Annotated in this window: 16 protein-coding genes and 2 pseudogenes; 4 read left to right on the top strand and 14 right to left on the bottom strand. The window is 61.4% G+C overall.

Features of this window, described 5'->3' with window-relative positions; genetic code table 11:
- Window positions 1-224 precede the first annotated feature (224 nt).
- The 4 genes and pseudogenes from B0G76_RS43615 to B0G76_RS08195 all read left to right on the top strand — a co-directional run.
- Window positions 225-443, top strand: a pseudogene (locus tag B0G76_RS43615) (chitooligosaccharide synthase NodC); the annotation flags it as partial.
- A 31-nt stretch (window positions 444-474) separates the two neighbouring features.
- Complete coding sequence (gene nodC, locus B0G76_RS08205; RefSeq protein ID WP_259460528.1) at window positions 475-1,539, top strand: chitooligosaccharide synthase NodC; 1,065 nt, start codon at window positions 475-477, stop codon at window positions 1,537-1,539.
- Window positions 1,540-1,859: 320 nt separating this feature from the next.
- The gene (nodI, locus tag B0G76_RS08200) at window positions 1,860-2,774 is read left to right on the top strand and encodes a nodulation factor ABC transporter ATP-binding protein NodI (RefSeq protein WP_120291353.1); all 915 of its coding nucleotides are present in this window, start codon (window positions 1,860-1,862) and stop codon (window positions 2,772-2,774) included.
- Between the two features lie 3 nt (window positions 2,775-2,777).
- Window positions 2,778-3,567 (top strand): annotated as a pseudogene (locus B0G76_RS08195) (ABC transporter permease).
- Window positions 3,568-3,973: 406 nt separating this feature from the next.
- Here the strand turns inward: B0G76_RS08195 and B0G76_RS08185 are convergent.
- The 14 genes from B0G76_RS08185 to nifH form a co-directional block, all read right to left on the bottom strand.
- Window positions 3,974-4,477 carry a DUF2325 domain-containing protein gene (locus B0G76_RS08185; RefSeq protein ID WP_258875525.1) on the bottom strand — a complete coding sequence of 168 codons (504 nt, stop codon included), beginning with the start codon at window positions 4,475-4,477 and terminating at the stop codon, window positions 3,974-3,976.
- Window positions 4,478-4,530: 53 nt separating this feature from the next.
- The gene (locus B0G76_RS08180) at window positions 4,531-5,019 is read right to left on the bottom strand and encodes a hypothetical protein (protein WP_309546254.1); all 489 of its coding nucleotides are present in this window, start codon (window positions 5,017-5,019) and stop codon (window positions 4,531-4,533) included.
- A 312-nt stretch (window positions 5,020-5,331) separates the two neighbouring features.
- Window positions 5,332-5,892 (bottom strand): nitrogen fixation protein NifQ, encoded by a 561-nt coding sequence (locus B0G76_RS08175; protein ID WP_116140850.1) that lies wholly within the window; start codon window positions 5,890-5,892, stop codon window positions 5,332-5,334.
- Between the two features lie 11 nt (window positions 5,893-5,903).
- Window positions 5,904-6,209 (bottom strand): ferredoxin III, nif-specific, encoded by a 306-nt coding sequence (fdxB, locus tag B0G76_RS08170; RefSeq protein ID WP_116140848.1) that lies wholly within the window; start codon window positions 6,207-6,209, stop codon window positions 5,904-5,906.
- Between the two features lie 25 nt (window positions 6,210-6,234).
- Window positions 6,235-6,435 (bottom strand): CCE_0567 family metalloprotein, encoded by a 201-nt coding sequence (locus tag B0G76_RS08165; protein WP_116140846.1) that lies wholly within the window; start codon window positions 6,433-6,435, stop codon window positions 6,235-6,237.
- Window positions 6,436-6,459: 24 nt separating this feature from the next.
- Complete coding sequence (locus B0G76_RS08160) at window positions 6,460-6,945, bottom strand: NifX-associated nitrogen fixation protein (protein ID WP_116140844.1); 486 nt, start codon at window positions 6,943-6,945, stop codon at window positions 6,460-6,462.
- Window positions 6,938-7,351 carry a nitrogen fixation protein NifX gene (nifX, locus tag B0G76_RS08155; protein ID WP_116140842.1) on the bottom strand — a complete coding sequence of 138 codons (414 nt, stop codon included), beginning with the start codon at window positions 7,349-7,351 and terminating at the stop codon, window positions 6,938-6,940. The genes B0G76_RS08160 and nifX overlap by 8 nt, the downstream gene beginning before the upstream one ends.
- A 22-nt stretch (window positions 7,352-7,373) precedes the next feature.
- Complete coding sequence (gene nifN / locus B0G76_RS08150; RefSeq protein WP_105512105.1) at window positions 7,374-8,765, bottom strand: nitrogenase iron-molybdenum cofactor biosynthesis protein NifN; 1,392 nt, start codon at window positions 8,763-8,765, stop codon at window positions 7,374-7,376.
- A 25-nt stretch (window positions 8,766-8,790) separates the two neighbouring features.
- Window positions 8,791-10,272: a nitrogenase iron-molybdenum cofactor biosynthesis protein NifE gene (gene nifE, locus B0G76_RS08145; protein ID WP_116140841.1), complete on the bottom strand. Its 1,482-nt coding sequence runs from the start codon at window positions 10,270-10,272 to the stop codon at window positions 8,791-8,793.
- A 500-nt stretch (window positions 10,273-10,772) separates the two neighbouring features.
- Window positions 10,773-10,955 carry a hypothetical protein gene (locus B0G76_RS08140; RefSeq protein ID WP_241975116.1) on the bottom strand — a complete coding sequence of 61 codons (183 nt, stop codon included), beginning with the start codon at window positions 10,953-10,955 and terminating at the stop codon, window positions 10,773-10,775.
- Between the two features lie 151 nt (window positions 10,956-11,106).
- Window positions 11,107-11,346 (bottom strand): hypothetical protein, encoded by a 240-nt coding sequence (locus tag B0G76_RS08135; protein ID WP_310793928.1) that lies wholly within the window; start codon window positions 11,344-11,346, stop codon window positions 11,107-11,109.
- Between the two features lie 124 nt (window positions 11,347-11,470).
- Window positions 11,471-13,030, bottom strand: a complete 1,560-nt coding sequence (nifK, locus tag B0G76_RS08130) for a nitrogenase molybdenum-iron protein subunit beta (RefSeq protein ID WP_105512107.1) — start codon at window positions 13,028-13,030, stop codon at window positions 11,471-11,473.
- 74 nt (window positions 13,031-13,104) lie between these two features.
- Entirely contained in the window at window positions 13,105-14,568 is a 1,464-nt protein-coding gene (gene nifD / locus B0G76_RS08125; protein ID WP_105512108.1) for a nitrogenase molybdenum-iron protein alpha chain, read from the bottom strand.
- A gap of 103 nt (window positions 14,569-14,671) precedes the next feature.
- Complete coding sequence (nifH, locus tag B0G76_RS08120; protein WP_018423167.1) at window positions 14,672-15,553, bottom strand: nitrogenase iron protein; 882 nt, start codon at window positions 15,551-15,553, stop codon at window positions 14,672-14,674.
- Window positions 15,554-15,594: the final 41 nt, after the last annotated feature.

Genomic DNA, 15,594 nt, shown 5'->3' with positions numbered 1-15,594 from the left:
CGCCCCGGCGTCGATGCGATTGTCAGCGCAGTGCTGGCCTCTGTCCGGCCTGGCGCAATTGTGCTCTTGCACGACGGATGTCCTCCCGGCGAGTCAGGACGGTGCTGTCATGCTGGGCTGCGCGACCAGACCCTCATGGCGCTTTCCCGCCTGATTCCAGAACTGCATGACTGCGGATTTGTAATCAGCTCGCTACCCCTACCACCCTGAACAAACCGACATCTATGAATGCCATTGCCACAATCAGCACTGCCCCGGTTTTGTTGTATGCACTACTCTCGACTGTTTACAAAAGCGTACAGGCCCTCCATGGCCTACCGACGAGTGGTCCGCCGAAGTCGCCCAATGCCGCCGACTCCAACTTTCTGCCTGACGTGGACATCATCGTGCCGTGCTTTAACGAGCAACCGCGCACGCTCTCGGCGTGCCTGGAGTCCATTGCAAACCAGGACTACGCCGGAAAACTCCGGCTCTATGTGGTTGATGATGGTTCTGCGAATCTCGACGCTTGTGAGGCCGGTATACGATGCGTACACACGCGACCCGAGATTCAACCTCATTACGCTCCCCCAAAATATGGGAAAGCGCAAGGCACAAATCGCCGCAATACGCGCTTCATCCGGGGAACTGGTACTCAACGTCGACTCGGACACGACGCTGGCGCCCGATGTCGTCAAGAAGCTCGTATTGAGAATGCGAGACACGACGATAGGCGCCGCCATGGGTCAGTTGACGGCCAGCAACCGGAGCGACACCTGGCTGACCCGCCTGATCGATATGGAGTACTGGTTGGCTTGCAACGAAGAACGCGCGGCACAGGCTCGCTTCGGCGCTGTTATGTGTTGCTGTGGTCCGTGTGCCATGTACCGCCGGTCCGCGCTTCTTTTGCTCTTAGACCAGTACGAGACACAGTTTTTTCGGGGGAAACCGAGCGACTTCGGCGAGGACCGCCATCTCACGATTCTCATGCTGACCGCAGGTTATCGGACAGAGTACGTTCCGGATGCCATTGCGGCGACAGTCGTTCCGGACAGACTGGGGGCGTATCTGCGCCAACAACTGCGCTGGGCGCGCAGTACGTATCGGGACACGTTGCTTTCGCTGCGCCTCCTGCCCTGTCTCGATCGCTACCTTACGCTGGAGGTGATCGGACTGAATCTGGGCTCGCTATTTCTCGCCTTATCGCTTCTAGCGGGGCTCGCGCAGCTCGCATTGACAGCGACAGTGCCGTGGTGGACTGCCCTGATAATCGCATCATGGACCATGATCCGCTGTAGCGTGGCATCGGTTCGCGCTCGCCAGATTCGATTTCTTGGCTTTTCTCTTCACACACCTATTAACCTCTTTCTCTTGCTCCCGCTGAAAGCCTATGCGCTGGGTACATTGAGCAATAGCGATTGGCTGTCCCGTGGCTCTGCAGGCAACGTATCGAACATTCGTGAAAAACAGCCCGACACTCCGGATCCGGTTACAAAGCCGAACATGACTTCAGCGTCAAGAGTTGCGACTCCCGCACCGTCGACCGGATCACGCGTGTGAGTCTTCAACGTTAGCAACGTCTGACGAAGCATTCGATGGCAATTAGTTAATCGGACATATAGGATCTCGAGTATTGCGCCACCCCAGAATCGCCCACCGTCGGCAGTCGTCCGCTTGAGTGCGATCGTCTCACGCAATGGCTCAATTGCCGCCTTCCCAACGCGAGTGCATTCACCGGAATCCTGGTACTCCATTGTCAGTAACTCTTCCGCATGGCAGGCAAAGGATCTTCTATCGGCTAGGGCGTTTTCAATCGGGCCGCGGCAGCAAAACGGCTTCTTTTTCTCCAAGACGAGCGCGTAATTTTCCTTCTTATCTCCATGTCCAAAGCAGCAATCAGCTTCGCCGGTGTAAGGAAGTCATATGGCGACAAGATCGTAGTCGACGGATTGTCGTTCAGCGTCGCGCCTGGAGAGTGCTTCGGTCTGCTAGGGCCAAATGGCGCGGGCAAGAGCACGACGCTGCGTATGGTTCTCGGCATGGCGCCGCCCGACGCAGGCAAGATCATCGTGCTCGGGGAGCCGGTGCCGGCGCGCGCTCGCTCGGCACGTATGGGCATCGGCGTGGTGCCGCAATTCGACAACCTCGAGCCCGGGTTCACCGTGCGCGAGAACCTTCTGGTATTTGGGCGCTACTTCGGCATGAGTACACGTGAAATTGAAACGGTCGTGCCGTCGCTGCTCGAATTCGCCCGCCTCGAAAGCAAGGTCGATGCGCGCGTCACCGAACTATCCGGTGGCATGAAGCGGCGGCTGATGCTGGCACGCGCGCTGATCAACGATCCACAGTTGTTGGTCATGGACGAGCCTACAACGGGTCTCGACCCGCATGCGCGCCACCTGATCTGGGAACGCCTGCGTTCCCTGTTGGCGCGCGGCAAGACGATCCTCTTGACCACCCATTTCATGGAAGAGGCCGAGCGGTTGTGCGACCGACTGTGTGTGCTGGAGGAGGGTCGAAAGATCGCCGAAGGCGGGCCTCGCGCGCTGATCGCAGAACAGATCGGGAGCCACGTGGTCGAGATCCACGGCGGCAATCCGCATGAGCTGCGCACGTTGATCGCGCCGCACGCGCAGCGTATCGAGGTCAGTGGTGGGACCCTCTTCTGCTATGTGTCCGATCCGGAACGGGTGTGTGTACAGTTGCGCGGGCGCGCGGCGCTGCGCCTTTTACAGCGTCCAGCAAATCTCGAGGATGTCTTTTTGCAGTTAACCGGGCGCGGGATGAAGGAGTGAACGATGAGAGAGTTTTATGCAGCGGCCCTGCCCGCGAACGTGTGGAACTGGGTTGCAGTGTGGCGCCACAACTATCTGGCATGGAAAAAAGTCGCGTTTGCCTCGATTCTCGGTAACCTTGCCGATCCTATGATCTATCTGTTCGGCCTCGGCTTTGGTTTCGGGATAATGGCAGGTCGCGTCGATGGCGCATCTTATACCGAGTTTCTCGCAGCGGGTATGGTCGCGACGAGCGCGATGACCGCCGCGACCTTCGAAACGATTTACGCAGCTTTCTCTCGCATGCATGTTCAGCGCATGTGGGACGCGATCCTGTGCACACGGCTCACGCTCGGCGATATCGTTCTTGGTGAACTGGCATGGGCCGCCACCAAGGCCTTTTTTGCCGGCATCGCCGTCATGGTGGTAGCCACCGTGCTGGGTTATGCAGCGTGGTCATCCATTCTCTACGCGTCGCCTGCCATCGCCCTGACTGGCCTCGCCTTCGCGAGTCTGGCGATGATCCTCGCGGCGCTTGCACCCAGTCACGATTACTTCGTGTTCTATCAAACGCTCGTTCTCACGCCCATGGTGCTCCTGAGCGGCGTGATCTTCCCGATCAGTAAGTTACCTGCCGTTTTTTTGCGACGTAGCGCGCTTCTTACCGCTGGCGCATTCCGTCGACCTTATCCGTCCCCCGATGCTCGGACACCCGGTGGTCTCTGTTGCCCTGCATATTGGTGCTCTCTGCATTTGCACGGTGTTGCCGTTCTTCCTGTCGGTGGCACTGTTACGTCGACGCCTCATGTCTTAATGCCTGCTATGGCCAGTACGAGTGAGTAGGAACAACACCATGTCGTACAACGCGAACGCTTCGTGTATCCGCGCACGCGCCTCATCCGCCGACGGTATCCCCGCACCCGATATAGCACCGGAAACGAGTCGCGATGTGGGCAAACAGCAGCGTCAGCGCGCTGCTGATCGCGTACGACCTGTAGTGATGGTCGGCGAGCCACACCTCGTGGTAGCCGAACGTTTGGGCGGCCGGCGCATTACGCACGGTTTGCGTCAGCGCATCGCGCGTCGCCGTCGGGGTTCTCGACGTTGAGGAAAAGGCCGTAGCGTTGTGCGGAATCCGACATGGCCGGCCCTCTCGTGGAAAGACCACGTCAAAGGCAATTTTGCGCCCACATCTCGCGCTATGTAAAGTCATGACGACGTCAGCCATGCCTCAGGCAGAAGCGCGACGCTGCGACCACGCCGCGCGGCTGGGCAGGCCGAGCCCGCAACACGCCCGCAATGAAGCTCGTCACGCTCGACGAACGCAAAGCAGACCACGGCGCGCGGTGACGCGCGCACAACCGCCGCAGCGCGACCAGCGAGTCCGGGTCGATCAGATCCAATGGGCACAGCACCCGGTAGGCGCCTGACAGCAAAGCCGCGAAGCCTTCGGCACGGCCATCGTCGTCGATGGTCCCGGTGTGATGAACGAACTCGCCTCCGGCCGCTTCCACCAGCGCACGCAGCACGGCGTTGATGCTTGGCCGCCCGCCTACATAAACCCATCGACGCCCGCTCAATGCGCGCGTCAATACGCGGTCGTCAAGCAGCGCCTGCTCAACCGCGAACAACTCGTGCTGCAGGCTCGCGACATGTGCCCGCGCGCGCTCCAGCGACAGGCTCGCACTGCTGTCGGGAAGGCATGTGCCGCGGTTCTGATTCATGACGGGCTGCGCTTCGGATCGCACCGTTACGGCAACGGCAGACGGCATGGGTCTCATGGCGAGCGCCTCGTGGCATGGCCCGTAAGCCGTTCGCCCGCTGCCGGAGTGAGAAACCAGCTACGCTCCGTGTCGTACGTGTAGCGCGTCCGACCGGCATGACGCGCGTGCGGCGCCAGCCGATGCTCGGACAGCGGCTTTGCCCGGCCCCAGGAGTCGGCGCGCAGCGCGGGCGGGAAACCGACGTCGTCGAACGCGTAGCAAAGTTGAACCAGCCAGGGTTCGCGGCCCTCTTCGTCAAGCAGCAACGGCGGCCTGGTGCCCGCCTGCAGATGCGCATGCCATTCGCCGTAATACAGCAGCTCGCCGCAGGACTCGACCACGAAGTCGGCCACCCGCGACGCGACACAATCGAAGCGGTGACCGACGCGTGCAAAAAGCAGCATAAGTCTGAGCCGCTGCAAGTAGCACAGCGCCAGATCGCGCAACCCCGCTTCGTCGCTGATCGCGAGTAGCCGGCGCGGCGGTTGCGGCAGGGCGGGCACGCAGGCGGGCGTCAATGCCCGGGCGCACGGCCCCTGCTGCTGCGACTCCGCAACGGGCCATTGCAGCGTCAGGTAGCAGGCCCGGGTGCAGGGTGTACAGCGAGGGCGGCGCCCCGGGGACGCAGCAGATTGGAACGAATCCATAGGTGCGTAAGGTTTGTGGTGCGATTTCTCGGTTAGATGCCAGAATAGATAACGATGAGCATGCTTGAGCAAGTCCGGCTCCTTCTCACTGTGGATCTACCGAAGAAGCCTGGCAAAGCGGACCGGCGACGCACCTGCTCAACGGGGGCGCGGGCCGGCCATTTTTGCCTACTCCGCGCCAAAGCAAAGCGCGTGGTCCGAACAGACGTCACAACTCGGTGCCTTGCAGATGAACAGGCCCTCGCGCTCGCAGAGTTGCTTGTAGAAGAACTTCTTCCACTTCATGTCATGCGTATTCTTCGCGGCCAGTCGCGGAAACCAGTGGCTGATCAACGCGGACAACTCGCGCCGCGACGGCAGAAGCAGGTCTTGCCAAAGGTGGTTTTGCCCGAGGCTCGCGCAGGCCAATGCATGGGCGACGCAGTTCGCCTCGTCTGCCGGCCCGGCGGGCGGATCGGCATGGTGATTGAGCAACGCCACCAGGTCTTCCAGTTCGTCGTCACGCGGCATCGTGGCGGGCGGCAACGCACACGTAAGACCGAGCGCCGGCCCGGCACCCGGGAACCAGCGCGCGAGCATCCGGCGCGTCTGGTCGGCGTCCAGTCCGCGCATCGGTAGCACATGGAGGCCGTGGTGCTCGAACCCGCTCGACAGCACGCCGGCCAGTGCCAGCACGGTGGGATCGCCCGCATCCACCGCGCACGCCATCAGGGTTGCATAGGCGTTCATCGCGTCATCGCTCAGAGAACGGCCGCCGTGTGCGTGTAGCACTTTTTCGGGCAGATCTTCGCGCATGCGGTGCAGCCGACGCACAGTTCCCGATGCACGACAGTCATCACCTTCTTCTCGTACTCGTCGTCTTCATCGTCGCCGTCCAGTGCGATGTGCGCGCCGTCCTCGTCAAGCCCGACGAGTTGCAGCACGCCACGCGGACAGACACGGAAACAACGTCCGCAACCAATGCATTTTTCTTCGTCGAGCCTGTTGACGAAGGTCGGCGTCCAGGTGGCGCCGCTCGGCAGCGTAACGCTGAAGATATCGCTCATGGTGTGGCTCCGTGGCTTCGCTGGTTCAGGCCGCTGCCGCAGCGGCAGCCTTGCGGGCTGCCATCAGCGCGGCGTGGGCGTCATGGCAGCGCCGGGCGACAGCGAGAATGTTCTCCCAGTTGGTCGGGAGTTCCTCTGAGAGGTCGTGCAGGTCCAATTTCGCCCGGGTCGCTTGCGCGTTGAGTTTCTTCAGGTGCGCCTTGAGTTCATCGGCATCGGTGCTCATCGTCTCGGCCCCCTCACAATTCCTTCAGGCACTGTACTGTGCGACGGCGGGGTACGTCCGCATCAGCTCGACCGCTTCGCCGAGTAGCTTTGCGCCAGCCTCGCCGAGCTTCTCCAGCGAAGCGAAGCCGAACCGGTGTACGTCGCGCAACTGCTTGTTGACGACAACGAGCCGCCCCGCGAGCAAAACCATGCGGCCGAAGCCCTCGTGGCTCATCTTCATCATCGGCGAAACCATTTGGCCGGTCTCACGCTCGATCGCCACCGCAATCGCGCTATAGAAAAGCTCGAGCCGCCACAGCGTTTCGGGGTCGGGGTCGCCCATGATCGGAATCGCGCGGCGTTCCTCGGGCGTGTGGATGTACGGCTTGAGCAGTTGCAGGTCGGTCTTTCCGTCCCACACGCCGTGGGCATCCTGCGCGCGCAATTGCCTGACGAGCTGCTGCACGAACGGTGCGCGCAGCAACATTTCGTCGCTGGCCTCGGACGGAATTGCGGATGATTCAGTCATGGGATACCTCATCGTCTTCAAAGTCGTATACTCGTTCGCCATCCTTCGCCAGCGCCTTGCGCAGCCACGGCGGCGGCGTGCCCTTCAGCACCTGTTGCAACTTGCCGAGAATCTCCTCGATGGACTCGGGCCGCGGCACCTTGATCGGGTGAATCTTCAGCGCAACCACTCGCGCCGCGGCCGAGCCGCCGATTGCGGCGACGTACAGGATCGCGCAATCCTTTACGGCTTCGAGCTTGGGCGCGAGCTTGTCCTCGTCGCCGTCCTCTTCGAGCTTGCCACCAAAGTCGAACGCCTTGACGAACCGATAGCCGTCCGGTGTGACGTTGTAGGTGACGATGCTTCTCGCCCAGCCAAAATGCGCATCGACGAACTGCCTGTCCTGGGTGGCGAACGCGATCTTCATGCTGTGTGCTCCTTTAGGTGGGTCAGGCACCGGCCGCGACGACAGGAATGTTCGCTTCCCGCGCCGGATCGCGCGCGGCCAGATCGATAGCGGCCTGCGGCAGCGGCCAGTCGCCCGGATCGTGATGCGGAATCTGCTCGATCATCAGGTTGGCGATCTCAAAGATCAGGTTCATCGTGCCGCGGTAGCCGACGTAGCGTCGATGTGCGTTTCCAATCCGGTCGAAGACCGGAAAACCGATCCGGAAGAGCGGCTTTTGCAGGTGCTCGGCCATCTGCCTGCCGTGCGAATGGGTGATCAGCAGGTCGCAGTCCGCCGCGGCGCGCTCCATATCTTCGAGATCGCCGATCACGACCTGATCAGCGGGCAGCAACGCGTGCGCGGGCGATCGCGTCGTGCTGATGCAGCAGCGCAACTGCGCGCCCATCTCATGCAGCATGCTGCCCACCGCGAACAGCAGATCGGGCTCTGCGCCGATCGCGACCTTGATGCCTCCAGTGTAGAAATGGCCGTCTAGCATCGCATCGAGCAATTGGCTGCGCTGACGCCGGTATTTCGCGGGAACGGGTCGTCCTGCGCGCTGCGCGAGCAAGTGCAACAGACGGTCGTTGGGTTCCAGTCCGGTGAGCCGCCCGAACACTTCGAACGGTGTGCCGGCGATAGCATGCAATGCCTCCGCACCGTCGCGCGTCTGCTCGCCCACACCGATCGTAAATGCCGATGCACCCGCGGCCCGGATCTCCGCGAGCGTGGTACCGCCCAGTGTGGTGCCGCGCCAGTCCGGCGCGATATGGCCGTCGAGCGAGCCGGAAATGTCGGGCAGCACAATGACATCAAAGCCGAACGCTTCGATGATCTCGCGCAGTTCGTCGATGTCGCCAGGCGACAGATGGCTGCCGGGCAGCAGCGTCACCTGATTGGCCACCGTTGGCAACGCCTTGACCAGCGCGTTGACGATGCCGGTAATCGCATGCCGGTAGCCGTCTTCGAATGCGCCGACATAGTCGGGGGTCGACACATAGACGATCTCAGTGTCCTTGAGTTCGGGCTTGCGTTTGCGCACGGTAACGAGATAGCCGGCCACGTCGTCGCCCTCGGTCTCGGTGAGACCTGTTGAACAGATCGCGATGACCTTCGGCGCAACGCGCTTGCGGATGTTGAGCAGCGCGGCCTCGATGTTCTCGTAGCCGCCGAGCACCGCGGTGACTTCCTCCATGGCCGTCGTCTGCAGCGGGATCGCCTCCCTGAAGTGGCGCACCAGCAGCACGAGGCCGAACGACGTGCAGCCCTGCGAGCCGTGCATCACGGGCATGCAGGCATCGAGCCCAAGGAACGCGAGGCTCGCGCCCAGCGGCTGGCTCATCTTGAGCGGGTTGACCGCACAGGCTTTCATAGATTCGACGACATCGGCCATGGCATGTTCTCGAGTTCAGGGGGCGTCAGGTCGGTATACCGGGTTCGAGGCTCATCGCCCACGCCGCGACGCTCGACAGTGGGCGCGCGGCTTGCGTTTGGACCACACCGAGCGCTCCCCCGTCTTCACCCCACGGAGCAGCGATGCGCACCTGTTGCCACACCGGGTTGTAGATCGCGCGGTCGATCTCGTACACCAGCTCGACCATCCCCTCGTAGCCGCCATAAGGGTGGTGGCGTTCCTGGTTCATGTCGAGCCACGGTATGCGGGCCTTCAGTGCGACGAACTGTGAGCGGCCACCGGACAGCATGATGTCGGCCCGCGCGTCCCGGAGCATCGCGTACATCTCGCGCGGCGCCATGCCGTCGATCATGTGGGCGTCGTCGCCCATGATCTCCCTGATCTTGTCCTTGTCTTCCTTAGTGCTCTTCTTGACGCTGGTGCCGACGATTTCGAGCCCTGCTTCCTGCAGCGCGGAAACCACCGACCAAGACTTCACGCCACCTGTGATAAGCAACACCCGCTTGCCGGTAAGGCGCGCTTTGTAGTGTGCGATGCGCTCCCACGCGCGCGCTTCCTCGACGGCGATCAGGCGCTCGGTCCGCTCGAGCAGATCGTCCGGCGCGCCCTGCCGCACGAGCAGGCTGGCGATATGGCGCAGCGTGTCGCTCATGTCGCCGATCCCATAGAACGAGCCCTCAAAGTAAGGGATGCCGTAGCGCCGCTGCATCTTTGTCGCGATGTTGATCATCGACTTCGAGCAGACCATCATATTGACCTTGGCGCGATGCGAACTTGCGATCTCGTTGTAGCGCCCGTCGCCGGAGATGCACGAGAGGATACGGATGCCTAGCGCGTCGAGCAGCGGCTTGGTCTGCCAGAGTTCGCCCGACAGGTTGTATTCGCCAATGACGTTGATGTCATACGGCGTCGTGTACTCGGGCTCGCGCGTGCCGATCACATAGTTGAGGATCGCCTCGCCGCCAAGCTTGTTGCCCAGATTCTTCGGCCCGGCGAAACCGGGGGAAAGGACCGGAATCACCGGCTTGCCAAATTGTTCGGTGGCGCGCTTGCAGACTGCCTCGATGTCGTCGCCGATCAGCGCAGTGACGCAGGTCTGGTAGACGAACACTGCGGGCGGATCGTATTTCTCGATGATTTCGCGCACGCTCCTGAACAGGCGCTTCTCGCCGCCGTACACCACGTCGAGTTCGTTGATATCGGTGGTGAAGCCGATGCGATAGAGTTGCGAACCGGATGAAGCGGCGTGCCGGTTGTCCCACGAGTTACCTTCACAGGCAATCGGCCCGTGCACGAGGTGTGCGACGTCCACCACCGGCTGCAAAGCGATCTTCGCGCCGTCGAACGCGCACCCGCCTGCGGCCGAACCCGGCGAAAGCTGCTTCGTGCAGCCCCTTTTGCGTTCCTTCTCGCTCTTGCCTTGATTCTTGTCGCAACCCGGCTCGTCGAAAACTTCGGCGATTTGGGCATTGAGCGAAACAGACATGACATGCTCCTGATGGATGGACGTTTCTCTAGTGGCAAGTTCCATACCACCGGGAAACGCCTTGAAAACGTGCCAATTGGCGCTGAAGCGCGTCGCTCGCGCGCATCGCCATGGCGGGTTTGAACGGTTTGCGACAGACGGTTCGCGACACAGAAAACGACAACACACGTTCACTGCCTGCCTTGCCGTTCCGTATGGAGCAGGACCCGTGCGATCGCATTCGCGCGCGCCTCCAGCAACGCATCCGGCCCCAAGGGTTCGCGAACCGCCAGGTAAGCAGTCAGCACGCGGCGCATCCGTGGAGCTTTCGCGTAGTCCGTCTACCATGACCGGGATACGCCGCGAAGTCGCAGAGACAGACTTCCAGCAAGCGCTCGAAGCGCTCAGGCCTGATCTCGGCCGGTACGCGTTCGAGCAATGCACCGAGCGCGCCTGCGCGCATATCCCATGCGCTATTTCAGTGTGCATGCGCCATTCGGGCTCCTGCCCCGCTGGGCGGCTCAGTCGTCGTCGGCCAGCACTTCGAGCGCCGCCAGTTGCTCATACTCGTCGCCCACCGCGCAGATCGACAGGTACTCTGCCCGTCCGTTCGCATCGGAAACGTCGTTGACCAGCGCGAGCAGTTCGTGCGCCGTTACCTCGTCATTGATCTCCGCGAGGCTCAACGGGTCGAACGCCGCCACCTCGCGCTCAAAGTCGTCGTAAGCGAACCACGCACGCAGCGCACTGAGTCACACTGCTCGACTACATAAATCATGCCCCGCTCCCTCGCTGAGGTTCGTCACGCAGGCTAGCTACATGCAGCGCAGCAATTTCGTTTTCAGCGGTGCCCCGCTACTCGACACCCTCCGCCGCAATCTTCGCCCACACCGCTCGAGGTAACCACGGCGCGATGCCCGCCGGGCTCGCGCCGAACTGCCGCCGAGCCGCCGACATCGCGCTCTGTGCAATCGCAATCTCCTCGTGCGTCAACGGCAACCGGCGGCCACATGCGCGGCCTCCCGGCAGCACCTGGGCGATCACCTGCCGGTTCGGGTGTTCGAGCAGCGGGACGAGGTGGTCGGCCTCGCCCACACCGGCCAGGCAAACCTAGCCGCTGATGACCTCGACGTTACGGCCGTCCTGCGTCATCTTGACCAGAACTTCATCTGCCACGCCCGATGTATCTGCTGTGTCTGCCATCGCCGCGCTCTCCTCGTCAGCGAATGATGTCGTAGCTGTAGTCGGTCTTCGCCACGTCGATCGTGTTGGCGTCGAGCGCTTCGAAGAACTCGTCCAGCAGCGTGACCAGCACCCGCAACGCACCTTCATAGCCCCAGGTCGGAAAGCGATGGTAATGGTGGCGATCGAAGATCGGGAACACCATGCGTATCAGCGGCGTTTTGGTATCGCGCTCGAGATATTTGCCGTAGGTGTTGCCGATCAGGAAATCCACCGGCTCGGTAAACAGCAGTGAGCGCATGTGCCACAGATCGCGTTTCGGATACACCTTGCAGCCGGCGCCGTAGGGCGACGCGTCGAACACCGCCTGCACCTTCGCAGCCCAGGTTTCGTTGCCGTTGGTCGCCAGAACGTGCGCCGGCTCGGCGCCGAGTTCCAGCAGGAACTGCGTGTAGCCCAGCATCTGGTCCGGGTCGCCGTAGAGCGCAAAACGCTTGCCGTGCAGGTGAGCCTGGCTGTCGGCCATCGCATCGACGAGCTGGCCTCGCTCCTTCTCCAGTTGCACCGGAATCGGCTTGCCGATCACGCGCGAGATTTCCATCAGGAACCGGTCGGTGCCCGCGACGCCAACCGGCGAGTTCAGCACCACCACTTCCTGGCCATGCTCGCCAATGAACTTGCTGGTCCTCTCGCAGCAGTATTCCTGGAACACGAAGGTCGCCTTCGCGTTCAACGCGCGCTCGACCTCCTCCTTGGTCGTGCCGCCTTCGTACATCCGGAACTCGCCGTCGGTCGGCGTATTCCACGTTTCGGATGGGTCGCAGATGATGTTCACCGTCACGCCGAACAGATCGAAGATGCGGCGAATTTCCTTCATGTTGCCGACCACGTAGCCGTCGAAGCCACCGATGAAGTTGACGCTGTCGTCGGGCACGCGCTCAAGCGGCGTCGCTGTGCCGGCCTTGCCGTCCCAGAAGTGCTTGAGGATGCCGAGGAGCGCGTTGTCGTAGCCGGTCACGTGGCTGCCGACGAAGGCCGGCGTGTGCGCGAACGGCACGTCATAGTCTTCCGGCACGCTGCCCTTCTGCTTGCTGTTCTTGATGAGCGCGTCGAGGTCATCGCCGATCACTTCCGCCATGCAGGTAGTGGAGACCGCGATCATGTCGGGCTTGTACAGGTTGTACGCATTTGCGAGGCCGTCGATCATGTTGTTCATGCCGCCGAACACCGCCGCGTCTTCGGTCATCGACGAGCTGACGCACGAGGTTGGCTCCTTGAAGTGACGCGAGAAGTGCGAGCGGTAAAACGCTACACAGCCCTGCGAGCCATGCACAAAACTGAGCGTCTTGTGAAAGCCGATGGCCACGTACACTGCGCCGAGCGGCTGGCAGGCCTTGGCCGGGTTGATGGTGAGCGAGTCGCGTGCAAAGTTCTTTTGCCGGTAGTCTTCGCTCTTGGTCCACTCGACGATCTGCTTGACCTGCTCGTCTGAATGGTTGAACTCGAAATTTTCCTTTTTCGCCTGGAAAATTTTCTGGTACTCGGGCTCACGGAACAGGAATTCCTGGTCGAGAATGTGGTCTGCGGATTGGGGCACGGGATGCTCCTGATATTCAATTCAATGGCCTGCCGGCCGCTGATCAGTCCGGTGATCGGTGCGGTGGCCGGCGCTTAGGGGGTTTTCTTCCAGGGCGCCTTGGCGAGCCCCCACACCGGGCTGGAAATAGCCATGTCCATGTCGCGCGCGAAAATGGCGTAGCCGTCGTAGCCGTGATATGGACCGGAATAGTCCCAGCTGTGCATCTGGCGAAACGGCACGCCCATCTTCTGGAACACGTACTTTTCCTTGATGCCGGAGCCGACCAGATCGGGCTGGACCTGTTCGACGAACCTCTCAAACTCGTAGCCGGTCACGTCGTCGTAAATCAGTGTGCCGTCCTTCACGTAGTGCGTGGTGCGCTGATAGTCGTCGTTGTGGCCGAATTCGTAGCCGGTGCCGACCACGTTCATGCCGAGGTCTTCGTAGGCGCCGATCACGTGGCGCGGACGCAGGCCGCCAACGAACAGCATTACGGTCTTGTCCTGCAGGCGCGCTCTGAACTTCGCGTTCACCGCATCGACCAGGGGACGATACTTGGCGATCACCCTCTCCGCGTTGGCTTTGATGGTGTCGTCGAAGTGGCTGGCGATCTCGCGCAGGCTCTTCTCGATCATCGACGGGCCGAAGAAGTTGTATTCCGTCCATGGAATGCCGTACTTCTCTTCCATGTGCCGGCTGATATAGTTCATCGAGCGGTAGCAATGCAGCAAATTGAGCTTGGCCTTGGGTGTATTCTCGAGCTCGGCGATCGAGCCGTCGCCCGACCATTGTGCGATCACACGCAGGCCGATCTCTTCGAGCAGAATCCGGCTCGACCAGGCATCGCCGCCGATGTTGTAATCGCCGATGATCGCAACATCATAAGGCGTCGAAACAAATTCGGGCCGCTTGTCCGGATCGGCCTTGTCGAATATCCAGTCTCGAATCGCATCGTTAGCCAGATGGTGGCCCAACGACTGGCTGACGCCGCGAAAACCTTCGCAGCGCACCGGCAAAATGGTGTGCCCTTCATACTGTGCACTCTTCTTCTTCGAGACGGCCTCGATGTCGTCGCCGATCAGGCCGATCGGGCATTCACTCTGGATCGAGATGCCCTTGTTCAGCGGAAACAGTTCCTGAATCTCGTCTATGATCTTGTCGAGCTTCTTGTCGCCGCCGAAGACGATGTCCTTTTCCTGGAAGTCCGACGTGAACTGCATCGTCACGAAGGTGTCGATACCGGTAGTGCCGATGTAGTAGTTGCGACGCGCGCCCCACGAGTACTGGCCGCAACCGACCGGACCATGACTGATGTGGATCATGTCCTTGATGGGCCCCCAGACCACGCCCTTTGAGCCGGCGTACGCGCAACCGCGAATCGTCATCACGCCCGGCAATGACTTGATGTTTGATTTCACGCCACAGTCGGGCTTGCCGTCCTCGAAGGTGCCCAAATGCTTGGCGCGCCGTTTGGCCATTTTCTCCGGATAGGCCGTCAGCACTTCATCGATCAAGGCCTTGTTCGCGGCCTTGCGCTCTTCAACTGTGACGCTCATGGGAATGCTCCATAGTGTGGGTATCAAGCCTGGCAGCGGGTAGCCGGCACGGCCCGGTTCATCGCGTGAAGAAGAACACCGTGCCGCGCGCAGCGGCGCTCGCTTAGGCGGTCAGTTCCGCTGCAGGCTTGCCTACTTGCGATTCGTCGATGGACGTCATGATTCCGTGCTCCATTAACAGGTCTTCCAGTTGATCCATTGTGATCGGCGTCGGGATCGTGCCGTTGCCCGCGTTGTTGTGCACCTTGGTGGCGAGCTGCCGATACTCTTCCGCCTGTTTGGATTCGGGCGCGAACTCGATCACCGTCATGCGCCGCAGCTCGGCGTGCTGCACGATGTTATCGCGCGGCACGAAGTGGATCAGCTTCGAGCCGAGCATCTTCGCCAGCGCTTCGGCGAGTTCGAGTTCCTTGTCGGTCTGACGCTCGTTGCACACGAGCCCGCCGATCCGCACACCGCCGCTGTTCGCGTACTTCAGAATGCCCTTTGAAATGTTGTTGGCCGCATACATGGCCATCATTTCGCCGGACATCACAATGTAGATTTCCTGCGCCTTGTTCTCACGAATCGGCATTGCGAAACCGCCGCACACCACGTCGCCGAGCACGTCGTACGACACGTAGTCCACGCCGTCATAGGCGCCGTTTTCTTCGAGGAAGTTGATCGACGTGATGACGCCACGGCCCGCGCAGCCGACGCCCGGTTCCGGGCCGCCGGACTCCACGCAACGGATGTTGCGGTAACCGATCTTCATCACGTCCTCGAGTTCGAGGTCCTCCACCGAGCCGGCTTCGGCCGCTAGCGACAGGATGGTGTCCTGCGCCTTTGCATGCAGGATCAGGCGGGTAGAGTCCGCCTTGGGATCGCAGCCGACGATCAGGATCTTCTGCCCGAGCTCAGTCAGGGCTGCCAGGGTGTTCTGCGAGGTGGTCGACTTGCCGATACCGCCTTTGCCGTAGAACGCGATTTGCCGAAGTTTAGACATTGCATTTCTCCATTCAGGAAGAAGGGTTGAAACCAGGGTTG

The sequence above is a fragment of the Paraburkholderia sp. BL23I1N1 genome (assembly GCF_003610295.1).
Lineage (GTDB): Bacteria > Pseudomonadota > Gammaproteobacteria > Burkholderiales > Burkholderiaceae > Paraburkholderia.
Note: the sequence above shows the minus strand (reverse complement) of the source record. Positions and strands in the feature narration are given on the sequence as shown.